Raw genomic sequence first — 23,345 nt, 5'->3', positions numbered from 1 at the left:
TCACCGGAGCGTGCCGATCCGGGCGCCGGTGTCCAGCAGGCCGGTCAGCCGCACCTCGCCCTGGCCCGCCCCGGGCACGGCCAGCGCACGGGCCGGCGTCCTGGTCTCCGGCAGGGTGAGCGCGCCGGTGGCGGACACGCTCACCAGCCGCCGGCTGCCCGCCATCAGCAGGTACGACTTGCCGGACCTGCCGCGCCACCAGGTGGCAGCCAGCACGTTCTGGTCGAAGCGGCTGCAGGCCCGGGTCTCCGGGGCACCGGCCGTGCGCAGCGGCTCCGGGGCGGTGCGGCGCGGGTCGGGCAGCAGCAGCGCGGTGGCCGCCGAGCCGCCGCCGTCCCAGCGGTCCCGCCGGACGCAGACCCAGGTCGCGGCCCCCTCCCCCTCCGGGAGCTGCTGGGTGGCGAAGGCCCAGGTGTTCAGCGCCCGGGTGCCCGGGCCGGCGTCGGCCGGACCGGCCCCGGGCAGGCCGCAGGAGGTCCGGGCCCAGGCGGCCAGCGCTTCCGGGCCGGTCGCCTCGCGCGGCGGGCGGGCCGGGGTGCCGTCCGGGGGCGGGGTCCAGGTCAGGTGGGCGGGCAGCAGGCCGCCGACGTCGGCCAGCAGGAAGGCGTGCTGCTCGGCCACCACCGGCGAGGAGCGCAGTTGCAGGACGGGCCGCCGGGCGCAGGAGGCGTCGGCGGTCAGGGCCAGCGGCGGGGTGAGGCCGTCGGGGTGCGGCACCGGGCGGGCGGCGGCGTCCGGGGTGCGCAGGTCGCGGGTGTCGGCCGCGTCGACCCAGGGGGCGAGCAGGTAGCGGGCGCCCTCGGGGGTGCGGGTGAGGGCGAGCGCGGCGGCCGTGGTGACGTCGGCGTCGTCGGCCCGGGCGAGGGTCAGCTCCGGCTGCGGGCCCTCGGTGTAGCGGGCCAGCCGGCCCTCGCCGTACAGGACGACGACGGCCGCGCCGTCCGGCCGCCCGGCGTAGAGCAGCTGGGCGGCGCCCGGCGGGCCGTCGGGGGTGCCCGGTTCGACGGTCCGGCGGACCTGCGGGGCGGGGCCGGACCAGGCGGCCGCCGCCCGGCCGAGCAGGGCCTGGTCGGTGGTGAGGTCGCCGCGGGCGGGCCAGACGCCGAAGTCCAGCCGCGCGATCTGCCGCCAGGCGTCGTCGGCCGCCCGGCGCGGCGGCGGGAGGGCCCGCCCGGCCGGGTCGGCGGCGGAGCCGGCCCGCTGCGCCGACGGCGCGGGGCCCTGCGCCGGTGCCAGGCCCACCGCGGCGGCCAGCACGGCGGCGGCCGCCGCCGCCAGCAGGCGGCCCTTGGCCCGGCGCCGGAGCAGGTCGGTGGGCTGGGCCCGGACGGCGCAGGGGTCGAACTCGGGCGAACGGTCGAGGTCGCGCCCGGCCGCGCGGTGCCCGGCGTGGATCCGCTCGGCCTCGGCCAGGGCCCCGCCGGGGTCGGGCACGCCGGCCCGGTCGAGCAGCGCGACGACCCGGTCGGAGGGCAGTCCCTCCAGGACCCGCAGGGCGTATCCGGCCCGGGTGTGCGGCGTGGCCCAGGCCAGCTCCTGGTCGAGGGCGAGGTCCTCCGGGCTGCCGGCGGCGGTGAACAGGCGCAGCCCCCAGAGCCGGGGCAGCGGCAGCAGCCGGCGGCGCAGCGGGCGGGCCAGCGCGCCGCGCAGCACCTGGAGCCGGACGGCCTCCTGGGCGCGGCCCTCGTACGGACCGGTGGAGGGGTCGACGGGCGGGCCGTCCTGGCCCCTTCCGCGCAGGGCCTGCTGGACGACGGCGTGGGCGGCGAGGACCCGGTGGTGCCGGTCGGTGCCGCCGGGCAGCACCAGGTAGGCGAGCCTGGCCAGTTCGCGGTAGCCGCCGACCAGGGCGGCCTCGTGCTCCTTGAGCCGGGCGCGCCGGGCTGCGCCGGGGAGCCGGCGGGCGGCCGGGGTGCGCGCGGGCGCGTCCGGGGCGGGCCGCCGGGGCTCCCGCGCGGCCTGCCGCGGGGGCGGCTCCGGGGGCTGCTCCGGGCCGGTCGGTTCGAGCGCTATCGGTGCCACGGAGGTGGCGGCTTCCCGGCCGTTCATGCGGAGACTCCCCTGCTGTGCGCCGCGCCGGCGCCCGTCCGGATTCCGGTCGGGACCCGCCTGACCCACTGCCAAACGAACGGATCATGGGATCGTCACGATGTCCCACCGTCCCGGTCCGGGTTCCCGCGGCCGCCGACCCCGCCGCCGACCCCCGCCGGCGCGCCCGGCCGGCGCCCGGGGCCGCCCCGGGTCCTCCCGGCGTCCTCCCGGGCCGTTTCCCCCCACCGGGCCGGGGCAGGCGAGGCCCATGGCCATCAACAGCGGTAGACGCGGCTCCCTCCCCTCCTGGGGACGACGGCTCGGGCGCGGCCCGGTCGTCCGGGCCGCCGGGCGGGCCGGGTTCACGGCCCGCGGGGTGATCTACGTCCTGGTCGGGGTGCTGGCGGTGCGGATCGCCCTCGGCGGGTCGGACGGGAAGGAGGCGGACCGCTCCGGGGCGGTGGCCGCCATCGGCGAGCAGCCGTTCGGCCAGGTGATGCTGTGGGCGCTGGCGGCCGGTCTCGCCGGGATGGCGCTGTGGCGGCTGTCGGTCGCCGTGCTCGGCCGGGGCACCGGTGAGGACGGCTGGACCAAGCGGGCCGCCGACCTGGGCCGGGCGGTCTTCAACGCCTTCCTCTGCTCCGGCGTGCTGCAGACCCTGCTGACGGGCTCCGGCGGGACGCGCTCCGGCGACGAGTCGTCCAAGGAGTACACGGCGACGGTGCTGGCCTGGCCCGGCGGGCGGTGGCTGGTCGGCGCGGCCGGCCTCGTAGTGATCGTCACCGGTGTGGTGCTGGGCGTGCGCGCCGTACTGCGGAAGTTCGAGAAGAAGCTGGACACCGGCGCGATGGGCCGCCGGGTGCGGACGGCCGTCCGCACCCTCGGGGTGGTCGGCGGCGGGGTGCGCGGGCTGGTCTTCGCCGGCGCGGGCGTGTTCGTCCTGCTGGCGGCGGTGGCCTTCGACCCGGCCCGGGCGAAGGGCCTGGACGAGACGCTGCGCTCCTTCGCCGGCACGGCCGCGGGCCCGGCCCTGCTGGTCGCGGTGGGCGCCGGGCTGGCGCTGTACGGGTGCTTCTCGTTCTGCCAGGCCCGCTGGTACCGGCTGCGCTGAGCCCCTCCCCGGCGCGCCCGGCCGGCCGGGCGCCGACCCGCACCGCTCCGGGTTCCGGCCACCCGGGGTGGCCGGAACCCGGAGCGGCCGGTCAGCCGGTGACGCTCGCCGCGCCGGTCTCCAGGTGACCGGAGAAGCGCTGCGACCAGCTGCTGTCCGAGTTCACCGTGACGGTGAAGTCGTACCAGCCGTTCTGGCCCGCCACGGCGTTGAAGAAGTCGCTGACGTTGCCGCCGGCCGGCACCTGGTACGTCCAGGTGCCGGTGCGGTAGTTGTTCGAGGTGATGGTGAAGGTCACCGCCGAGGCACCGGCGTTGGCGAGCTTGAACCAGATCGCCAGCTTGCCGCTGCCCGGCTCGATCGCGTACGAGGCGGTGACCGCCGCGGTCTTGCCCGCCTTGGTGGCGTCGCCCTTGAAGCGGCGCAGGAACCGGTTGGGGCCGGTGACGCTCAGGTCGTACGGGCCGTTGCCGTAGCCCGGGCCGCAGTTGAAGAAGTCGCTCTGCTCGGCGCCGGCGTCCACCGTGTACTGCCAGGGCCCGCCGCTGCGGTAGGCGTTGGCGTAGGCGGCGAAGTGCGAGGCGTTCACCGCCGCGGTACCCGTGTTGGACATCTTGAGCCAGACCTTCGTCACGCCGCCGGAGCCGAACTCCAGGTGGTCCAGGTTGGCGTTCGGCTGGTACGGCAGCGCACGGGCCGGGCGGGTGCCGCTCTCCTGGGCGGGCAGCGCGTTGGTGACCGGCGCCGGGTTGGGCAGCGGGCCGCAGGCGGAGAGGCCGATCACCGCGTCGGTGTTGGGCAGCGCGGGCATCCCGTACACCGGGTGGGCGAAGTCGAAGACGCCGGTGAGGTCGCCGGTGACCTTGCGCCGCCAGGCGCTGATGTTCGGGCAGGCGGCCGGCTTGCCGATGGCGGCCGTCCAGCGCTCCAGGAAGCGCAGCACCGAGGTGTGGTCGAAGGTCTCCGAGTTGACCCAGCCGCCGCGGCTCCACGGCGAGATGGCGATCATCGGGACGCGGAAGCCGAGGCCGATCGCGGTGTTGCTGTAGAACTCGCCGGGGGTGCCGGCCGGCGGCGAGGGCGGCGGGACGTGGTCGAAGAACCCGTCGTTCTCGTCGTAGTTGAGGAACATGATGGTGGAGTTGAAGACGTTCGGGTCCGCGTTGAGCGCGTCCATCACCATGTGCACGAAGTGCGCGCCGTCGTTGGGCGTGGCGTACGGGTGCTCGGAGGAGGCCTCGTCGGCGACCACCCAGGAGACCTGCGGGAGGGTGCCGTTCAGGACGTCCGCGCGGATCGCGGCGGCGATGTCGTCCGGCGTCCGGCCGGTCACCTTCGGGACCGAGCCCATGCCCTTGACGGCCAGGGCGCTGCCGGCCGGGGCGTCGGTGAACTGCTTGAAGTAGGCGAGGGCGTTGTCGCCGTAGTTGTCCGCGGCGTTCTGGTAGACCTTCCAGCTGACCCCGGCGCTCTCCAGCGCCTCGGCGTAGGTCTGCCAGCGCAGCCCGGACTCGTCGCCGCCGTTGTAGGCGGGGCCGCCGGCGGTGCCCGCCGGGTCGATGGTGCCGCTCCAGTGGAAGGTCCGGTTGGGGCCGGTGGCGCTCAGCGTCGAACAGAAGTAGGCGTCGCAGATGGTCCAGTTCTCGGCCAGCGCGAAGTGGAACGGGATGTCGGCGCGCTGCAGGTGGCCGAGGGTGCGGACGTTGCCCTTGGCGAGCACCCAGGAGTCCAGCTTGCCGCCGTTCCAGGCGGTGTGCTGGTCGTTCCAGGAGTGCGCCAGGTCGCCGTTGCACTGGGCCAGGCGCTCGGGGTCGGCGCCACCGGCCGGCTTGGTGGCGCTGAAGGCCCACGGGTACTGCCGGCCGAGGCCGTTGGGCTGGTTGAAGACGCTGTAGCCGCCGGCGATCTGGATCGCGCTGCGGTCGGCGAACCCGCGCACGCCGCGCAGCGTCCCGAAGTAGTGGTCGAAGCTGCGGTTCTCCTGCATCAGCACCACGATGTGCTGGGCGTCGGTGATGGTGCCGGTGCTCGCCGGCGCCGCCGCCGAGGCGGGTGCGGCGGCGCCGACGGCGGCGCCGCCCGCCACCGCCGCACCGGCCGCCGCGCTCGCCGACAGTGCCATGAACTTCCTACGGCTCAGCTCGGACATCTGCCCGGCCCGTCCCTTCGCTAGCGATGTTGTACACACAGGTTGTGGACAACGTCGGTCGCGGAGCATCCTCACGCAGGGCAGGCCGGGGAGGCCAGACTCGTGCCGCATGATTGTCGGACTGTTCGTCCAACTGTCGGTGAACGGCCTGGAGATGAACGGCCGGGGCAATGCGCGTGCTGCCCCGGGCACAACGCCCGGGCGGGCTCAGCGGTCCTTGACGGTGATGCCCAGCGCCTGGGCGAACTGCGGTGCCAGCTCGAACAGCTGGGTGCTGCTGATCAGCGCCCCGCGCAGCCCCTCGTGCCCGTCGGACAGCCCCAGCCGGACGGCGCCGCGCAGATCGGTCCTGCTCAACGTGGCGCCGCGCAGCCGGACCTCCTCCAGGGTGGAGCCGGGGAAGGTCACGCCGGTCAGCCTGGCGTCGCCGAAGTCGACGTCCCGCAGCACGCAGTCCTCGAACACCACGTCGCGCAGCACCGCCGCGCGCAGGTTGACCGCCTCCAGCTTGCACTGGCGCAGCACCACCCGGCGGAGCGCCGACCCGTGCGCCGCCACCCCGGCCAGCACCCCGCCGAGCACGGAGACGTCCTGCCACTCGCTGTCCGACAGGTCGCAGGCCACCCACCGGCTGCCCTGCACCCACACCTCGTTGAACCGGGCCTGCCGCAGCTTCACCCCGCTCATCGCGACCGTGGTGAACGCGCACTCCAGGAAGCTCGCACCGGTGGCGGCCTGGTCGGTGTACTCCCCGCCGTCGAAGTGCACCGTGTCGTACCGCTCGTCACGCCGCAGCGGCCCGTCGTGCCGCCGGAGCAGGTGGCCGTACGGCAGGTCGGCGAGCTGGTCGGGTACGGACGAGGGCATGGCGCGGCCTCACGATCGGGTGCTGGTGCTGGTGCTGGCCCCGGCATCGTCGCACGGGGCACCGACAATGCCGCCGGAGCGACCCGGGCAGCAGCCGGTCCGGGCCCGGGGCCGGGGCCGGGGCCGGGGCCGGGGCCGGGTGGCACCCGGCCCCCGAGCGGGCCGGGCGGGGCGGAGCAGCCGCCTCTCACCCCTCCCGGGCGTGCAGGGCCACCCCCACCGCCACCGTCGCCGCCGCCACCAGACCGGCCGCGAGCACGCCCGACCCACCGAGGAAGGTGCAGGCCAGCACGGCGACCGCGGCGACCGGCAGCACCACCTGGGCGGCGCCGGACTTGCCGTGGCGGGCGTGCAGCAGCCAGACGGTGAACAGGTAGACGGCGCCGGGGACGGTGACGGCGGCGGTCGCGGCGGCGGCCGAGATGTGGGCCTTGCCGACGGCCTGCTCGACCGCCACCTCCAGCCCGGCACCGATCGCGGCGGCGGCCCCGAACACCAGGTAGTGGCCGTAGCCCCAGAGGAAGGCCTGCCGGCTGGAGGTGAGGATGTCCTCGACCGGACGGGCGAAGTAGATCCACCAGGCCGAGAAGCAGAGCAGGATGCCGCCGACCGCGATCGGGATCAGCTCCCCCAGCGCCTCGTGCTCGTCCACGGCGGACTGCACGGCGACGGTCGCGGCGGCCACCGTCTCGCCGAGCACGATCAGGGTGAAGAGCCCGTACCGTTCGGCGATGTGGTGCGGGTGCCAGCTGGTCCGGGTGGCCAGCTCGGCGACCACCGGGACGGCCAGCTCGGCGAGGATGCCCAGCGGGACGACGTACGGTCGGACGTCGGCGGGCACCAGGAGCACCAGCACCCAGCCGGCCTGGACGAGGGTGATCCCGGCCGCGTACCGCAGGGCGACCGTCCGGGCGGCGCCCTCCTCCCCGGCCGCCGCCCGCAGCCACTGGGTGACCATCGCGAGCCGCATCACCACGTACCCGGTGACGGCCAGGGTGAGGTCCTGGTCGGCGAACATCCGGGGCACGCCGGCCGCGAGGATCAGCACGCCGGTGATCTGGACCAGCGTGGTGATCCGGTACGGGACGTCGTCGCAGTCGTAGGCGGAGGCGAACCAGGTGAAGTTCATCCAGGCCCACCAGATCGCGAAGAAGGCGAACAGGTAGCCGACCAGCGCCACGTGCAGGTGCCCCTCCGCGAGGTCGTGGGCGAGTTCGCGCCCGGCCTGCGCGACGGCCACCACGAAGCAGAGGTCGAAGAAGAGTTCCAGCGGGGTCGCGGCGCGGTGCGGCTCGTCCCGGCTGCGCGGGACCATCCGCTGGACCGGCCGGGGGTACGGGTGCTGCGGGCGGGGTGCGGCGGGTCCGCTGGTCATGGCTCGGCCTCCGGGAGGGTGCTGTCCCGGTGATCCTGACACGGGCCGGCCCGCGCGCACGCATCTCACCGGCCGCCCGCCCGTGTGGCGGGCCAGCGGCCGGAGGCGCCCCGCACGCCCCCGTGCGGCACGCCGGACGGGCCGGTTTCACCCGTTTTGCCCTGTCGTCAGCCATAGTTGACGGTGCGGTGCGCGATCCGGGTGACAGCTCGGCCGGTTCCGGGCGCGCCCCGTGCGGCATGTCCTGTCCCTCTCCGGCTCACGGCTAGATTCGTCCCCGATCGGAATCACCTGGAAGGACGACCCGGGCGCCCTGCGGGCAACGCGGAAGGTCAAGGCCGGTGGTGGGACGCGGGGGCGGCGATGCCGTACCACCCGCGCCCCCGCCACCGGCCCCGTGATCACCGCGCTGCTCGTCAGCGCCCGCCGTCGGCCGGGGACTTCCGGGCCGGGGACCACCGGGCCAGGGCGACCCCCGGGGCGGGGCCGGCCTACTTCTCCCAGCCGGTCAGCGCGAGATCCGAGCTCGCCAGGCCGAACGCGCCGTCGTTGGCCAGGCCCTTGCGGACGGCCACCACGGAGGGCCGCTGGTACAGCTCGACGGTGTGCCCGAGCTCCCAGATCTTGGCGTCGGCCTCGTTGTACAGCTTGGCGGCCCCGGCCGGGTCGACCGTGCCGGCGGCCTTCTTCAGCAGCGCGTCGATCTCCGGCGACCCCAGCTTGGAGAAGTTGCCGAACACGTTGTCGCCCTGCGGCAGACGGAAGTTGGACAGGCTGGTGGAGAGCGGGAACGAGTCGGTGTTGCGCCAGCTGGCGATGTCGAACTTGCCCTGGTTGACGTACTTGGCGAAGAAGTCGTTGCTCGGCACCTTGTCGATGTCGACCTTGGCGCCGACCGCCAGCCACATGTTCTGGGCGGCGGTGGCCAGGTCGACCTGGGCCTGGGTGGTGCCGTCGTTGAGGATCCAGTGGAGTTCCAGCGCCTGGCCGTCCTTGGTGCGCGGCCGGCCGGGGCCGTCCTCCTTCCAGCCCGCCTCGTCGAGCAGCTTCTTCGCCGCCGCCAGGTCGAACTTGCCCCAGTCGCCGGAGTTGTCCTGGTAGCCGGTCTGGTTGGGCATGAAGATGTGGTTGCCGAGCAGCTTGAAGTCCACCGGCACGCCGTTGTTGGCAATCTTGATCAGCGACTGCCGGTCCAGCGCCCGCCCCAGGCCCTGGCGCACCTTCTGGTCCGCCAGCGCACCGCCGCCGCCGAAGGAGATGTGCACCTCGTCCCAGGGGCTGGCGGAGCGGACGACCGCGTCCTTGGCGTCCTTCAGCTGGCCGTAGGCCGTCGCGGTGCCCGCGGCCGCGAGGTCGATCTCGTTGTTGAGGAAGGCCTGGGTGGTGGCCGACTGGGTCATCACCCGGTAGGTGACCTTGTCCAGCTTGGGCTTCTCGCCCCACCAGTCGGGGTCCGGGACGAGCTGGAGGGTCTGCGCCGTCTTGTCCGCGACGCCGATCCGGAACGGGCCGGCGGTGATCGGCACCTTCTCGACCCAGCCCTTGTTGAAGTCGTCCGGGGTGGCGATGCCGGCCGCCGGGACCAGCGGCCGGAACAGGTTCTGCCAGTCCGCGTACGGCTCGGCGAAGGTGACCTTGACCTCGCCCGGGTCCGCGCCCTGCTCGACGCCGGAGATCAGCTCGTAGCCGGCCGGGTTGGCGATGTTGTACGCCGGGTCCTTGCCGCTGCTGGCCTGCCAGACCGCCTTGAAGTCCAGGTGGCTCAGCGGCTTGCCGTCGGACCACTTGGCCTTCGGGTTGAGCTTGTAGGTGACCACCTGCGGGGAGGTGGAGGTCACCTTCGCGTCGACCAGGTAGTCGGCCACCGGCTGGAAGGTGCCGCTCGCGTCCACCCGGAACAGGCTGGGCTCCAGGGCCCGCATGATCTCGACGGCGCCCCCGTAGGTGCCGTCGACCTGGTACGGGTTCCACTGGGTGATCCACTGGTACAGCGGGTAGCGGACCTCGCCGCCGTCCTTCACCTGGGCCGCCGGCCTGGGGTTGATGTCGTTGGCGCCCTGGCGCGGCGGCTCGCTCCTGGCCGCACCGTCGGCCGAGCCGCCGCCGCCCGAGCCGCACCCGGTGACGGCCAGCGCCAGGGCGGCGGCGAGGGCGGCCGCCCGGCTGATCCGGCGGGTGGTGGCGGTTGCGTCCATGAGGGGTCTCCCCGGGAGTTTCGACGATTTCGGCACCACCAGGTGTGGCGGCACTTGAGCGTGGGCAGCCAAGTCGGTGCCGACCAGCCGAACGTAACAGCCGATCAGTTCCGCGACCAGAGGGGGATGTTCAGATCTGATCGGAATGAAACGGGCCGCAACACTGCCGCAACACCCCGGCTGCGGACCGGTGCAACACTCTGACCTGCCGCTTCCCCGACCCGGGCGAAGCGGCGCGCCCCGCGCCCGAGGCGCGGCCCACCGGCCGTGCCGATCCGGCGATGCACGAAGCTGCTGCAACCACCCCTTGAGCGAAGGCAAATCACCATGTCCACCAGGTGCACGAACGACGCCACCGCCCCCGGCGGTGGCTGATGCTCCGCTACCTGGCGCAGCGGCTGGCCTACTACGCGGTGCTGCTGGTCGCCGCCGTCTTCCTCTCCTACGCACTCGCCTCCGGGGCCCTGCAGCCCCGCACCTACTTCGAGTCCAAGGTGCCCCGGCCGGCCGCCGCCTCGGTCGACCGCCAGCTCACCGCGCTCAACATCAACGACCGCACCCCCGTGGCGGTCCGCTTCGGGCACTGGGCCGACGGCGTCCTGCTGCACGGCGACCTCGGCCGCACCATCCACGACACCCCGGTGAACGACGACTTCCGCCGCCGGGTCTGGGTCTCGCTGCGGCTGCTGCTGATCGGCAGCCTGCTGGGCATGCTGCTCGGGGTGGCCGGCGGCGCCTGGAGCGCCGTCAAGCAGTACCGGATCACCGACCGCGCGCTGACCGTGGTCTCCTTCGTGCTGCTCTCCACCCCGGTCTTCCTGCTGGCGCTCCTCCTGAAGAACGGCGCCATCGCCGCCAAGGACGTGGCCGGCCACGAGGTGGTGCCGTTCACCGGCTACGAGACGCCCGGGCTGACCGGCGGGCTCGGCACCCACCTCGCCGACTGGGGCCTGCACCTGCTGCTGCCGACCCTCTCGCTCGCCCTCGGCGGCCTCGCCACGTACAGCCGCTACCAGCGCGGCACCATGCTCGACGTGCTGGGCTCCGACTACCTGCGCACCGCCGAGGCCAAGGGCCTGACCCGCAACCGGGCGCTGCTCAGGCACGGCCTGCGGACCGCCGTGATCCCGATGTCGACGATGTTCGCCTACAGCTTCCTCGGCATCTTCACCGGCGCCGCCTTCACCGAGACGATCTTCGGCTGGCACGGCATGGGCGAGTGGTTCATCCAGTCCATCAACGAACAGGACGTCAACGCGGTGGTCGCCGTCAACCTCTTCGCGGCGGTGGTGGTGCTCGCCTCCGGCTTCCTCGCCGACACCCTGCACGCCGCCCTCGACCCGAGGGTGCGCCGCTGATGACCGACGTCCCGGAGAGCCTGACGGCCCCGGCCCCGGCGCCCGTAGCGGCACGCCGCCCGCCCGGCCCGCCCGGACGCGGGCGGCTGGTGCTCGGCCGGCTGCTCGGCGCCCGCTGGGCGGTGGCCGGCGCGGTGACCGTCCTGCTGCTGTTCGTGCTCGCCTTCGGCGGCCCCTACCTGACCCCGTGGGACTACGCCGCGCCGGACTACACCGCGCTGCGGCAACCGCCGTCCGCCGCACACTGGTTCGGGACGAACGGGATCGGCCAGGACGTCTTCGCGCAGACCCTGCGGGGCCTGCAGAAGTCCCTGGTGATCGGCCTGCTGGTGGCGCTCTTCTCGACCGCCCTGGCCGCCCTGGTCGGCGCCTGCGCCGGGTACTTCGGCGGCTGGACGGACCGGCTGCTGATGTTCCTGGTCGACCTGATGCTGGTACTGCCGAGCTTCCTGGTGATCACCATGGTCTCGCCGCAGCTGAAGGGCTCCGGCTGGATCGCCTTCGTCGCGCTGCTCGCCCTGTTCAACTGGATGATCACGGCACGGGTGGTCCGCTCGATGACCATCTCGCTGGCCTCGCGCGAATTCGTCCGCGCCGCGCAGTTCATGGGGGTGCGGCCGCTGCGGATCATCCTGCGGCACATCCTGCCGAACACCGCCTCCTTCCTGATCACCGACGCCACGATCGCCGTCGGCGGCGCGGTGATGAGCGAGACCGCCCTGTCCTACTTCGGCTTCGGCGTCCGCGCCCCGGACGTCTCGCTCGGCACGCTGCTCGCCGCCGGGACGTCCGAGGCCCCGGTGTTCCCCTGGCTGTTCTACTTCGCGGCCGGCCTGCTGGTGCTGTTCGTCCTGGCCGTCAACCTGATCGGGGACGGGCTGCGCGACGCGCTCGACCCCACCGCCGAGGCCGCCCGCCCCGCCCGCCGGCCCCGGCGGGCCCGGCCGGCCGCCCGCCCCGCCCTCCCCGCGGGCGCCCCGGAGGCGAGCGGGCCTCGACGCCCCGGCCCCACCACCCCCCGCAGCAACCGGAGCAGCAGTTGAGCACCGCCGTCGGCACCGACCTCCTGACCGTCCGCGACCTGCGGGTCGACTTCGCCGGCCCGCGCGGCCGGGGCCCGGTGCCCGCCGTCCGCGGCGTCGACCTCACCGTGCGGCGCGGCGAGACCCTCGGCATCGTCGGCGAGTCCGGCTCGGGCAAGTCGGTCACCGCGCTGGCGGTGCTCGGGCTGCTGCCGGGCACCGCGGCCGTCCGCGGCTCGGTGCGCCTGGACGGCCAGGAGCTGGTCGGCCTCCCCCGGGACGCGCTGGCCCCGATCCGCGGCCGCCGGATGGCGATGGTCTTCCAGGACCCGCTGTCCGCCTTCACCCCCGTGCACCGGATCGGCGACCAGATCGTCGAGGCGCTCCGGATCCACCGGCGGACCGACCGCGGCGCCGCCCGCAAGCGCGCCGCCGAACTCCTCGACCTGGTCGGCATCCCCGACCCCGGCCGGGCCCTGGAGAGCTTCCCGCACGAGTTCTCCGGCGGCATGCGCCAGCGCGCGATGATCGCGATGGCCGTCGCCAACGACCCGGACCTGCTGCTCGCCGACGAGCCCACCACCGCCCTGGACGTCACCATCCAGGCCCAGGTGCTGGACGTGCTGCGCACCGCCCGGCGGGAGACCGGCGCCGCGCTGGTGCTGGTCAGCCACGACCTGGGGGTGATCGCGGGGATGGCCGACCGGGTCGCCGTGATGTACGCCGGGCGGGTGGTGGAGAGCGCCGGCGTGGACGAGCTGTTCGCCCGGCCCCGGCACCCGTACACCCTCGGGCTGATCGGCGCCGTCCCCCGGGTGGACGCCCGGGGCGGGCCGCTGGTGCCGATCCCCGGGGCCCCGGCCCCGATGGCCGCGCTGCCCGCCGGCTGCCCGTTCGCCGGACGCTGCCCGCTGGTGCAGGACCGCTGCCGCACCGCCGAACCGCCGCCGGCCGGCACCGGCGGCCACCTCTCCGCCTGTGTCCGGGCGGACGAACTGGCCGCCCGCGGGCCCGCCCCGGCCGAGATCTACCCGATGCCGCCGGTGCCCGCCGCACCCCCCGCGCCGCCCCGGGAGGAGCGCGCGCCGGTGCTCCGGGTCACCGGGCTCACCAAGACCTTCCCGGTGCTGAGCGGCAGCGTGTTCCGGCGCCGGACGGGCGAGGTGTACGCCGTCGACGGCGTGGACCTGGACATCCGGGCGGGCGAGACCCTCGGCCTGGTCGGCGAGTCCGGCTCGGGCAAGTCGACCACCCTGTTCGAACTGCTGAACCTGGCGAAGCCCGAGTCCGGCCGGATCGAGTTCCTCGGCCAGGACACCGCGGCGCTCTCGCGGGCCGCCGCGCACCGGCTCCGCGCCGAACTGCAGATCGTCTTCCAGGACCCGACGGCCGCCCTCGACCCGCGGCTGCCGGTCGGCGACATCGTGGCCGAACCGCTGCGCGCCCGGCGGGCCCCCCGCGAGCTGGTCGCCCGGCGGGTGCCGGAGCTGCTCCGCCAGGTCGGGCTCGACCCGGCGCACGCCGCCCGCTACCCGCACCAGTTCTCCGGCGGCCAGCTCCAGCGCGTCTCGATCGCCCGGGCCCTGGCCGTCCGGCCCCGGCTGCTCGTGCTGGACGAGCCGGTGTCCGCCCTGGACGTCTCGGTCCAGGCGGGCGTGCTCAACCTGCTGCAGCGGCTGAAGGCCGACCTCGGCATCGCGTACCTGTTCGTCTCGCACGACCTGTCGGTGGTGCGCCACCTCGCCGACCGGGTCAGCGTGATGTACCTCGGCCGGACGGTCGAGCAGGGCGAGGTCTCCGCCGTCTTCGACCGCCCGCGGCACCCCTACACCCGCGCCCTGCTCTCCGCCGTCCCGCTGCCGGACCCGGCCGCCGAACGCGCCCGCGAGCGCGTCCTGCTGCCGGGCGACCCGCCCTCGCCCACCGAGCGGCACACCGGCTGCCGGTTCCGCACCCGCTGCCCGGTGTACGCGGCACTGGCCGACGGCCGCCGCACCGTCTGCGAGCAGCGGTCGCCGGTGCCGGCCGAGGCCGCGCCGGGCGTGGACCACACGGCCGCCTGCCACCACCCGGACGTCCGCTGACGCACCGCCCGGCGGGACCGCCGGGGACGTCCCGCCGCGCGGTGCGTGGCCCCGGGTCACCCGTTCGCCCCGCCCGGCGCGCGGACCCGACGGTCCGTCAGTAGCGTCCGGAGCAGTCGCCCCCACGCCTGCACGGAGGAGCCCCGGTGGCAGTGACCGAGCCGGCGGACGCCCCGCCGCACGAGCATCCGCCCGCCCCGGAGCCGGGGCGGCCGGTGGCCCTCCGGGCCTCCCTGGTGGCCGGCGGGGTGACCGGGCTCCTGCTGGTGGCCATCGTGCTGGGCAGCCGGGGCCTGCGGGACTTCGACTCCGCGCTCGTCCCCTACACGGTCGCCACCCTGTTCCTGGCCTTCGGCGTCGCCTACCGGTACACCGTCTGGGTGTCCGCGCCGGCCTCCCGCCGCCTCTTCCGGAAGGGCCGGCAGGCCGCCCTGTCCTGGCGGAACCTGCGCGACGCACCGACCGCGCTGCCCCGCATGATCGCCACCTACCTGGGCTTCCAGAAGTTCCTCGGCGCCCGCTCGCACGCCCGCTGGGCGGCCCACCAGCTGATGTTCTGGGGCTGCCTGCTGGCCGCCGCGATCACCTTCCCGCTGACCTGGGGCTGGTTCACCTTCACCGCGTCCAGCGCCGCCGGGCCCGGCTACGAGATGCGGCTCTGGGGCTTCACGGTGCTGGGCTTCGACTCCGCGAGCCTCCTCGGCTGGGCGATGTACCACGGCCTGGACCTCGCGGCCGTCCTGGTGATCGCCGGCGCCGGGTACTTCCTCCACCGGCGCTTCCGCGACCGCGGGGCGATCACCGGCCAGCGTTTCGGCTACGACTTCGTGCCGCTGATCGCCCTGCTCACCGTCTCGGTGACCGGTCTGCTGCTGACCTTCTCCGAAGTGGCCCTGGACGGCGGCGGGTACGAGTTCCTGTCGGTCCTGCACATGGCCTCGGTGGTGCTGACCCTGGTCTACCTGCCGTTCGGCAAGTTCTTCCACATCGTGCAGCGCCCGGCCGCCGTCGGGATGCAGCTGTTCAAGTACACCGCCCGCCGGCACCCCGGCGGGGAGCTGCTCGCCTGCCGCAGGTGCGGCGAGCCGGTCGACACCGCCCCCTACGTGGAGAACCTGCGCGCCACCATGCGGGACCTCAGGCTCGGCTTCGACGACTGGGCCGAGTACTGCCCGCGCTGCAAGCGGGTGCTGCGCGGCACCGCGTACCTCTCCCAGGTGAAGCGGGGATTCAGATGACCGACCGGCCCGTCCCGCTCGACCCGCCCGTCCTGCTCGGCGCCGCCGTCCCGCTCGACCCGGCGGTCGCCCCGCCCGGCACCCGCGACTTCCGCGACGCGGGCGGCCTGCCCGCCTCCGGCTGGCGGGCCGACCAGGCCGAGCAGACCCTCGTCCCCACCCACTGCTGCTTCTGCGGCGTGCAGTGCGGGATGTACCTGCGGGTGAACGCCGCCGGCAAGGTCTTCGGCGTGGAGCCGCGCAACCACGACATCAACCGGATGCGGCTCTGCCCCAAGGGAATCAACGCGTACCAGCAGGTCAACCACCCCGACCGGCTGACCGCGCCGCTGCTGCGCCGCTCCCGCGAGGAGCCGTTCCGGGAGGTCGGCTGGGAGGAGGCGCTGACGTACACCGTCGAGGAGGTCCGGCGGATCCAGCGCGAGCACGGGGTGGACGCCTTCGGGCTGCTCGGCGGCGCCAGCCTGTTCTCCGAGAAGACGTACCTGGTGGGCAAGTTCGCCCGGGTGGCGCTGAAGACCCGGCACGTGGACTACAACGGGCGGCTGTGCATGGTGAGCGCCGCCGGGGCCAACAAGCTGGCCTTCGGCATCGACCGCGCGGCCAACCCCTTCTCGGACATCCTGCGGACCGACTGCCTGCTGATCGCCGGCTCCAACGTCGGCGAGTGCTTCCCGGTGATGACCCAGTACGTCTGGGGCGCCCGGGACCGCGGCGCCAAGCTGATCGTGGTGGACCCGCGGGAGACCGCGGTCGCCCGCACCGCCGACGTCCACGTCGCGCTGAAGTCCGGCACCGACTCGGCGTTCTTCAACGCGGTGCTGCACGTGATCGTCCAGGACGGGCTCACCGACGAGGCCTTCCTCGCCGCGCACGCCACCGGCTGGCCCGAACTGAAGGCCAAGGTCGCCGAGTACCCGCCGGAGCGGTCCGCCGCGATCTGCGGCGTCCCCGCCGAACAGATCGTCCAGGTCGCCCGGCTGTTCGGGACGGCCGGGCGGGCGATGGCCTGGCACGCGCGCGGCATCGAGCACCACACCCAGGGCGTGGAGAACTGCCTGTCCGTCATCAACCTCTGCGCGGCGACCGGGAACCTCGGCCGGCCGGGCGCGGGCTACGGGACCATCACCGGGCAGGGCAACGGGCAGGGCGGCCGCGAACACGGCCAGAAGTCCGACCTGCTGCCCGGCGGCCGCTCCATCAACGACCCGGAGCACCGCCGGCAGATCGCCGGGATCTGGGGCATCGAGGAGACCGAACTCCCGCAGGCCGGCACCTCGATGATGGAGATGGTCTGGCAGATGCAGCGCCGTGAGATCCGCGGGCTGATCGGCATCTGCAACAACCCCTTCGTCTCGCTGCCCAACTACGCGGTGGTCAAGGACGGGTACGACAAGCTGGAGTTCCACGCCCAGTTCGACTTCTTCCTCTCCGAGACCTCCGCCAACGCCCATGTGGTCTTCCCGGTGACCACCTGGGCCGAGGACGAGGGCGTGATGGCCAACGCCGAGGCCCGGGTGGTCAAGCACAACAAGGCCCAGGAGCCGCCGAGCGGGGTGCGCACCGACACCTGGGTGATGTGCGAGCTGGCCCGCCGGCTGGGCGTCGGCGACAAGTTCGACTTCGCCGGCTCCCGGGAGGTCTTCGACGAGCTGCGCCGGGCCTCGGCCGGCACGGTGATCGACTACTACGGCATCACCTACGAGCGGCTGGAGGAGACCGGCGGCATCGCCTGGCCCTGCCCGGACACCGCGCACCCCGGCACCCCCCGGCTGTTCGAGGACGGGCGGACGTACCACCCGGACGGCAAGGTGCACCTCCAGGTGGTCGAGTGGCACCCGCCGGCCGACCCGTACGACGACGAGTACCCGATGACGCTGACCACCGGCCGGACGGTCGCGCACTTCCTGTCCGGCAACCAGACCCGGCGGCTCGGCGCGCTGGTCGAGCAGACCCCGCGGCCCTGGGTGGAGGTCCACCCCTCGCACGGGTTCCGCAACGGCGAGGCGGTCCGGGTGGTGACCCGGCGCGGCGCGTCCGTGCTGCCGGCCCTGGTGACCGAGGCGATCCGGGCCGACCACGTCTTCGTGCCGTACCACTGGCCCCACCCGGTGGCGGCGAACGCGCTGACCAACGACGCCCTGGACCCGCGCTCCAAGATCCCCGAGTACAAGGTCTGCGCGGTGCGGATCGAGCGCGCGGAACAGCTCGACCCCGTCCCCGCGCCGCCGATGCCGCCGGGCCGCGAGGCCTACCCCGAGGCGCAGCACTCCCGCAGCGACCCGCTGCCGCCGACCGCCCCGCAGGGCCGCGGCACCGCCGAGAGGGGCTGACCGGCATGCTCGGACGCACCATCTTCATCGACCCCGGCCGCTGCATCGGCTGCCAGGCCTGCGTCTCGGCCTGCCGGGAGTGCGACTCGCACCGCGGCAAGTCGATGATCCACCTGGACTACCCGGACGAGGGCCGCTCGGTGGCCTCGCTGCCGACCGTCTGCATGCACTGCGAGGACCCGGTCGCCCCCTGCGCCGAGGTCTGCCCGGCCGACGCGATCCTGATCACCGCGGACGGCGTCGTCCAGGAGGCCGACCCGACCCGCTGCATCGGCTGCGCCAACTGCGTCAACGCCTGCCCGTTCGGCGTCCCGAAGATCGACCTGGAATCCAAGCTGCAGATGAAGTGCAACCTCTGCTACGACCGCACCTCGTACGGGCTGGCGCCGATGTGCGCCACGGTCTGCCCGACCGGCGCCCTGTTCTACGGGTCCCTGGAGGAGTTGCAGGCCGAGCGGCCCGGGGTCGACGTCTCCACCATGTTCGCCTTCGGGGACGTCACGGTGAGCACCGGCGTCGCCATGGTGGTGCCCGCCGAGCAGCGGGCCGCGCCGCTGCCGGGCGGGCTGCCCGCGGGCGGGCTGCTGGTCGCGGACGTGCTGGCCGGCACGGTGGGCGACGGCTCCCGCTCGGACGGGCGGCCCGCGGGCGGACAGGCCGACCGGGGGCGGCCGGACGGCGGACCGGCGGACGGCGGGCCGCCGGCCGGCGGCCTGCTCAGGGTGATCGAGGTCAACGGGCGGCCCACGCCCGGGAACGGAGCACCGGCGTGAGCGGACCGACACCGGAGGAGCGGGCCCTGGTCGACCGGATCAGTGCCGACTCCCTGACCACCCGCCGGGACTACCTGCGGATCGTCGCCACCGTCTCCGGCGGCCTGGCCGTCGGCTCGACGCTGGTCTCGGCCGGCGTCCTGCACCGGCACGGGGACGGCACGGCCGCCCCGCTGAAGGTCGCCGACCGGCTGGCGCCGGGCGAGGCCGTCACCTTCGACTACCCGGGCGAGGACGACCGCGCGATGGCGATCCGGCTGGCCGACGGCAGCCTGGTCGGCTGGTCCACCGTCTGCACCCACCTGGCCTGCGGCGTGCTCTGGCGGGACAACCACGCCGAGCAGGACGGGCTCTACTGCCCGTGCCACGAGGGCGTGTTCAACGCCCGGACCGGCGAGGTCACCTCCGGACCACCGCCCCGCCCGCTGCCCAAGGTGCTGGTGGTGGAGGACGAACAGGGCGCGGTCTGGGCGATCGGCACGGCGCGTTCGGGCGAGAGCGAGGAGGCCGGCCTCTGCCGCGGCCTGCGGGAACGCGACCCGGCGCTGGCCGAGCGGGCCGGCTGCGGGAGGCGGTCATGAGCTACCCGCCCGAGTACACCCCGAGCAGCGCCGAGCCCCGCCTCAACCGGCCGGTGCCCGAGCGGTACCCGCAGATCCGCGCCACCAGCGGCTACGCCGACCCCCGGGTGCGCCGTACCGGGCCCGGCCCCGGCGCCGGCACCGAGCAGGAGCCCGAACGCTCCGCGATGCTCACCGCCAGGGTGGCCGTCGCCATCACCGTGGTGATCGGCCAGCTGTGGGCGCTGACGGTGGCCACCAACGCCTGGATGGCGGGCAGCACCGCCACCGCCTGGTGGTGCACCGGGTTCTCGGCGGCCTCCTTCCTGGTCGTCCTGGCCGCCTGGCGGATCGGCCCGCGCGACCGCTGACCGCGGGCGGGACACCCGGGCGCCCCGCCCGTCCGGCCCCGCCCTAACGGCTACCCGGTGTGACCGGACGGTGGCGATTCGGCGGATCCGCTCACCGGCGTGTAATGTCTTCCGGGTCAGCAGGCGCCGCTAGCTCAGTTGGTTAGAGCAGCTGACTCTTAATCAGCGGGTCCGGGGTTCGAGTCCCTGGCGGCGCACAGACAGCCGAGAGGCCCTTCGCGAGAGCGGAGGGCCTCTCGGCGTTTCCCCGCCCTCCGCACCGGGCAAGGGCCGGCGGCAGGACCGTGCCCGGCACCGGACAGGAGACGCCCGTGACCCAGCCGTACGCCCGAACGATCCCCGAGGAGCTGGTGCTGGTGTGCGCCGAGCCGGCCGGCGGAGTGGTCCGGATGCGCGGCGGATTCCACCGGGTCCTGGCCGGTGCGGTGCTCGCCGAGATGCTGGTCGGCGGCGCGATCGCGGTGGAGGGCAGGCACATCACGCAGTACCAGCCGTTCGCCGGTCAGGACCCGGTGGCCGCCGGGGTGCTGGCCCGGCTGGGCGAGGCCGGCAAGCGGCGGCGCCCGCCCTCCCTCGACCTGGCGGTGCGGCGGATCGGCCGCGACGCCGTGGGGCCCGTCCTGGCCTCGCTGACCGCCCGCGGCCTGCTGAGCACCGAACGGCGGCGCTTCCTCGGGCTCGTCCCGTACCGGCGCCATCGGGTGGTGCCGCCGGCGGCGGGCCAGGAGATCGCCGCCCGGCTCCGGGCCGCCGCCCTCTCCCCGGCCACCGCCGCGGAGCGCGACCGGCAACTGGCCGGGCTGCTGGCGGCGGGCGGGCTGGCCCGGCAGGTCTTCCCCGGGCCGGCCGGGGCGGACGTCCGGCGCGCCCTGAGGCCGCTCGGCCGGGAGCTGCCGATCGCCCGGGCCGTGCAGCGGGTGACCAGCTCGGACGCGGCCGCCGCCAACTCGGGCTGAGCCCCGGCGCCCGCACGGCGCGGGGCGCCCGCCCCGGGACCGGCACGGAACGGGCGGCTCCCGCCGCGCGCGGGCGGGCGTTTCGTCGCGGCCGGGCGGAGCGTGTATTGTTCTCCAGGTCAGCAGGCGCCGCTAGCTCAGTTGGTTAGAGCAGCTGACTCTTAATCAGCGGGTCCGGGGTTCGAGTCCCTGGCGGCGCACAGACAGCCGAGAGGCCCTTCGCGAGAGCGGGGGGCCTCTTCGCGTTGCCCCGACGACGACCGTGTCGGGCGGGCGGCGGACGTGAGAGCCGCCACATCGGGCAAAAATGGGACAAAGGTCCCTAACCTTTTATGCGACCGCCTGTGCAGGCTGGCACGATCCGCCCGCAGGAAAGGCCCGCTGCTTTGCCACGTACCTCCCGGAGTGAGCGCAGCGCGCCGTCCAGCAAGAGCCCGTCCGGCAAGCGCCCCCGGCGCACCGGCCCGCGGCGGCTGATCCCCGGCTGGCGGGTCACGGTGGCCGGCCTGGTCACCTCGCTGCTGCTGGGGACCGGCGGCTTCGTCCTCGCCGTCTCCCTGGTGCAGGTCCCCGACGCGCACGCGGCGGCGACCGCGCAGAGCAACACCTGGCTCTACCAGGACGGCTCGGTGATCGCCAGGACCGGGCAGACCAACCGGCAGAACGTCGCCCTGGACAAGGTCTCCCCCGCCGCGCAGCACGCCGCGCTGGCCGCCGAGGACCGCGATTTCTACCACGAGGGCGCGGTCAACGTGCCAGGTCTGCTGCGGGCCGCGGTCAAGACGGCCAAGGGCGAGGGCACCCAGGGCGGCTCCACCATCACCCAGCAGTACGTGAAGAACACCTACCTCAGCCAGCAGCAGAGCGTCGGCCGCAAGGTGAAGGAACTGTTCATCGCGCTGAAGGTGGACGCCACCGAGACCAAGGACGACGTCCTCGCGGGCTACCTCAACACCTCGTACTACGGCCGCGGCGCCTACGGCATCCAGGCCGGCGCCCAGGCCTACTTCGGCGTCGACGCCGCCGCGCTGGACCCGGCGCAGGGCGCCTACCTCGCGACGCTGCTCAACGCCCCCAGCGCCTACGACGTCGCCACCGCGACGGCCACCGGCAAGCAGAACGCGATGAACCGCTGGAACTACGTGCTCGACGGGATGGTCAAGGAGAACTGGCTCTCCGCCGACGAGCGGGCCGCCGTGGCCTTCCCCGAGGTCAAGGAGCCGCAGGCGGCGCCCGGGCTCTCCGGCCAGGCCGGGTACCTGGTGAACGCGGCCACCGACTACCTGGTCTCGCACCAGATCCTCAGCGAGGCCGCCCTGGCCAAGGGCGGCTACACCGTCAAGCTGAGCATCGACCCGGCCCGCGAGCAGGACCTCTCCGACGCCGTGCAGAGCCGGCTCACCGCCGACCTGAAGCCCGGGTCCCGCCCCAAGGACGCCGCCGCCCAGGCGGGCGCCGTCTCGGTGGACCCGAAGACCGGCGCGGTGCTCGCCCTGTACGGCGGCACCGACTACACGAAGCACTTCGTCGACAACGCGACCCGGCGCGACTACCAGGCCGGTTCGACCTTCAAGGCGATCGCGCTGGCCGCCGCCCTGGACAGCAACGCGCGGACGCAGTCCGGACAGACGATCGGCCCGCGCACGGTCTACGACGGCACCAGCGGGCGCAAGGTCCGCGGCGGCACCGGAACGCCGTACGCGGCGCCCAACGAGGGCGGCAAGGACTACGGCCAGATCACCCTGCAGCAGGCCACCGACTGGTCCGTGAACAGCGTCTTCACCCAGCTCGCCCAGGACACCGGGCTGGAGAAGGTCCGGGACACCGGGGTCGCGCTGGGGCTGCCCGCCGGCACCCCGAGCCTCGGCGCCCAGCCGTCCCTGCCGCTGGGCGTGGCCACGCCCAGCGTGCTGGACATGGCCGGGGTGTACGCCACGCTGGACAACGGCGGACGGCAGATCACCCCGTGGCTGGTGCAGTCGCTGGAGCACGAGGGCCGGCCGGTGGCGCTGCCGGCGCCGCAGGTCAACCAGGCGGTCAGCGAGCAGACCGCGAACCGGGTCACCGCGATGCTGCGGGGCGTCGTCGACGACCCGGGCGGCACCGGGTTCCGGGCCCAGGCGCTCGGCCGCCCGGCGGCCGGCAAGACCGGGACCACCGACGACCAGAAGTCCGTCTGGTTCGTCGGCTACACCCCGGAGCTGGTGACCGCGGTCGCGCTGTTCGGCCAGGACCCGGCCACCGGCGCGCAGGTCAGCCTCAGCGGCACCGGCGGGACGGACGGCGCGGCCGGCGGGCAGTACCCCGCCCAGATCTGGACGGCCTACATGAAGGCCGCCCTCAAGGGGACGCCGGTGACGGGCTTCCCCGTCGTGGCCGGCCAGGCCGACGGCGGCTCCGGCCGCGGGGCGGGCAGCACCCCCTCGGCGAGCGCCTCACCCTCGCCGGCCCCCTCGACGCCGGCCGCCGGGAGCGGCGCCCCGACCGCGGGGACCGGCGGGACGGGCCCGTCCGACCCCTCGGAGCAGGGCTCCGGGACCGGCTCCGGCCAACCGGGCGGCCAGGGCAGCGGCTCCACCGGCCGCCCCGGCGGCGCCTCCAGCACGCCGGCCGGTCCGGCCGGCAGCGCCCCGGCCGCCACCCAGCGGCCGGGCCGGACGCCGTCGACGGCCCCCGCCCAGCCCTCGCCCCCGGCGCCCGACCCGGCGCAGCAGGGCGGCGCCGCCGCCGGGGCGGCCGCCAACGCGGCAGCGGGCGACGGGGGTTGACCGACCGGGGGGACCAGCCGGGCGGGGCACGGGCGGGACGGGTACGACCGGCCCGGCGCCGGCGGCCCCGGCCCGGTCCGCCGGCCACCGACGGGTGAGGAGCAAAAGTCCGAGTAGCACCTTACCGAAATGGCCCCTCGGCTGGCAGAATGCC

15 protein-coding genes, 2 tRNA genes and 1 pseudogene are annotated in these 23,345 nt (G+C 74.7%); 13 read left to right on the top strand and 5 right to left on the bottom strand.

All coding sequences use genetic code 11. The features are described 5' to 3' along the window. Positions 1 to 2,049, bottom strand: coding sequence for a hypothetical protein (locus tag IE329_RS15170; protein WP_190211389.1), 2,049 nt, complete (start codon positions 2,047 to 2,049; stop codon positions 1 to 3). 250 nt (positions 2,050 to 2,299) lie between these two features. Here IE329_RS15170 and IE329_RS15165 point away from each other — a divergent pair, with 250 nt between their 5' ends. Next, positions 2,300 to 3,142 (top strand): DUF1206 domain-containing protein, encoded by an 843-nt coding sequence (locus tag IE329_RS15165; protein WP_190211388.1) that lies wholly within the window; start codon positions 2,300 to 2,302, stop codon positions 3,140 to 3,142. Between the two features lie 91 nt (positions 3,143 to 3,233). Here IE329_RS15165 and IE329_RS15160 read toward each other — a convergent pair whose 3' ends face one another. The 4 genes from IE329_RS15160 to IE329_RS15145 all read right to left on the bottom strand — a co-directional run bounded on the left by IE329_RS15160 (position 3,234) and on the right by IE329_RS15145 (position 9,728). Continuing rightward, on the bottom strand, positions 3,234 to 5,291 hold the full coding sequence (locus tag IE329_RS15160; protein ID WP_190211387.1) for a phosphocholine-specific phospholipase C: 2,058 nt from the start codon (positions 5,289 to 5,291) through the stop codon (positions 3,234 to 3,236). Positions 5,292 to 5,498: 207 nt separating this feature from the next. Beyond that, positions 5,499 to 6,158, bottom strand: a complete 660-nt coding sequence (locus IE329_RS15155) for a pentapeptide repeat-containing protein (protein WP_190211386.1) — start codon at positions 6,156 to 6,158, stop codon at positions 5,499 to 5,501. Positions 6,159 to 6,345: 187 nt separating this feature from the next. Continuing rightward, positions 6,346 to 7,533 (bottom strand): low temperature requirement protein A, encoded by a 1,188-nt coding sequence (locus IE329_RS15150; protein ID WP_229927452.1) that lies wholly within the window; start codon positions 7,531 to 7,533, stop codon positions 6,346 to 6,348. A 491-nt stretch (positions 7,534 to 8,024) separates the two neighbouring features. Further along, complete coding sequence (locus IE329_RS15145; protein WP_190211385.1) at positions 8,025 to 9,728, bottom strand: ABC transporter family substrate-binding protein; 1,704 nt, start codon at positions 9,726 to 9,728, stop codon at positions 8,025 to 8,027. 374 nt (positions 9,729 to 10,102) lie between these two features. Between IE329_RS15145 and IE329_RS15140 the strand changes: the two genes are divergently transcribed. From IE329_RS15140 to IE329_RS15085, 12 genes and pseudogenes are all read left to right on the top strand, one after another. Further along, positions 10,103 to 11,086: an ABC transporter permease gene (locus IE329_RS15140; RefSeq protein ID WP_190211446.1), complete on the top strand. Its 984-nt coding sequence runs from the start codon at positions 10,103 to 10,105 to the stop codon at positions 11,084 to 11,086. Then, complete coding sequence (locus tag IE329_RS15135; protein WP_190211384.1) at positions 11,086 to 12,129, top strand: ABC transporter permease; 1,044 nt, start codon at positions 11,086 to 11,088, stop codon at positions 12,127 to 12,129. Before IE329_RS15140 ends, IE329_RS15135 begins: the two co-directional genes overlap by 1 nt. Continuing rightward, positions 12,126 to 14,192, top strand: a complete 2,067-nt coding sequence (locus IE329_RS15130; RefSeq protein WP_190211383.1) for a dipeptide ABC transporter ATP-binding protein — start codon at positions 12,126 to 12,128, stop codon at positions 14,190 to 14,192. Before IE329_RS15135 ends, IE329_RS15130 begins: the two co-directional genes overlap by 4 nt. Positions 14,193 to 14,344: 152 nt before the next feature. Then, the gene (locus IE329_RS15125; protein WP_373311197.1) at positions 14,345 to 15,430 is read left to right on the top strand and encodes an MFS transporter; all 1,086 of its coding nucleotides are present in this window, start codon (positions 14,345 to 14,347) and stop codon (positions 15,428 to 15,430) included. Beyond that, positions 15,427 to 17,763 carry a molybdopterin oxidoreductase family protein gene (locus IE329_RS15120; RefSeq protein ID WP_190211382.1) on the top strand — a complete coding sequence of 779 codons (2,337 nt, stop codon included), beginning with the start codon at positions 15,427 to 15,429 and terminating at the stop codon, positions 17,761 to 17,763. Before IE329_RS15125 ends, IE329_RS15120 begins: the two co-directional genes overlap by 4 nt. A gap of 5 nt (positions 17,764 to 17,768) precedes the next feature. After that, positions 17,769 to 18,335 (top strand): annotated as a pseudogene (locus tag IE329_RS15115) (4Fe-4S dicluster domain-containing protein); the annotation flags it as partial. A gap of 197 nt (positions 18,336 to 18,532) precedes the next feature. Next, complete coding sequence (locus tag IE329_RS15110) at positions 18,533 to 19,117, top strand: QcrA and Rieske domain-containing protein (protein WP_190211380.1); 585 nt, start codon at positions 18,533 to 18,535, stop codon at positions 19,115 to 19,117. Further along, on the top strand, positions 19,114 to 19,467 hold the full coding sequence (locus IE329_RS15105) for a hypothetical protein (RefSeq protein ID WP_190211379.1): 354 nt from the start codon (positions 19,114 to 19,116) through the stop codon (positions 19,465 to 19,467). The genes IE329_RS15110 and IE329_RS15105 overlap by 4 nt, the downstream gene beginning before the upstream one ends. Positions 19,468 to 19,590: 123 nt before the next feature. Continuing rightward, positions 19,591 to 19,664 (top strand) — tRNA-Lys (locus IE329_RS15100). Between the two features lie 114 nt (positions 19,665 to 19,778). Continuing rightward, entirely contained in the window at positions 19,779 to 20,423 is a 645-nt protein-coding gene (locus tag IE329_RS15095; RefSeq protein ID WP_190211378.1) for a GOLPH3/VPS74 family protein, read from the top strand. Between the two features lie 126 nt (positions 20,424 to 20,549). Next, positions 20,550 to 20,623 (top strand) — tRNA-Lys (locus IE329_RS15090). A gap of 186 nt (positions 20,624 to 20,809) precedes the next feature. Next, positions 20,810 to 23,191: a transglycosylase domain-containing protein gene (locus IE329_RS15085; protein ID WP_229927451.1), complete on the top strand. Its 2,382-nt coding sequence runs from the start codon at positions 20,810 to 20,812 to the stop codon at positions 23,189 to 23,191. The last annotated feature ends 154 nt before the right edge of the window (positions 23,192 to 23,345 follow it).

Origin of the sequence: Kitasatospora indigofera, assembly GCF_014655955.1 — a bacterium.
Lineage (GTDB): Bacteria > Actinomycetota > Actinomycetes > Streptomycetales > Streptomycetaceae > Kitasatospora > Kitasatospora indigofera.
The sequence above is the reverse complement of the archived record's forward strand: the minus strand, read 5'-3'. Positions and strand labels throughout refer to the sequence as shown.

Excerpts from the sequence above, each read along its gene's own strand:
- IE329_RS15155 (WP_190211386.1), bottom strand. The coding sequence starts at position 6,158 with ATGCCCTCGTCCGTACCCGACCAGCTCGCCGACCTGCCGTACGGCCAC.
- IE329_RS15170 (WP_190211389.1), bottom strand. The coding sequence starts at position 2,049 with ATGAACGGCCGGGAAGCCGCCACCTCCGTGGCACCGATAGCGCTCGAA.
- IE329_RS15145 (WP_190211385.1), bottom strand. The coding sequence starts at position 9,728 with ATGGACGCAACCGCCACCACCCGCCGGATCAGCCGGGCGGCCGCCCTC.
- IE329_RS15140 (WP_190211446.1), top strand. The coding sequence starts at position 10,103 with ATGCTCCGCTACCTGGCGCAGCGGCTGGCCTACTACGCGGTGCTGCTG.
- IE329_RS15135 (WP_190211384.1), top strand. The coding sequence starts at position 11,086 with ATGACCGACGTCCCGGAGAGCCTGACGGCCCCGGCCCCGGCGCCCGTA.
- IE329_RS15105 (WP_190211379.1), top strand. The coding sequence starts at position 19,114 with ATGAGCTACCCGCCCGAGTACACCCCGAGCAGCGCCGAGCCCCGCCTC.
- IE329_RS15165 (WP_190211388.1), top strand. The coding sequence starts at position 2,300 with ATGGCCATCAACAGCGGTAGACGCGGCTCCCTCCCCTCCTGGGGACGA.
- IE329_RS15150 (WP_229927452.1), bottom strand. The coding sequence starts at position 7,533 with ATGACCAGCGGACCCGCCGCACCCCGCCCGCAGCACCCGTACCCCCGG.
- IE329_RS15120 (WP_190211382.1), top strand. The coding sequence starts at position 15,427 with ATGACCGACCGGCCCGTCCCGCTCGACCCGCCCGTCCTGCTCGGCGCC.
- IE329_RS15160 (WP_190211387.1), bottom strand. The coding sequence starts at position 5,291 with ATGTCCGAGCTGAGCCGTAGGAAGTTCATGGCACTGTCGGCGAGCGCG.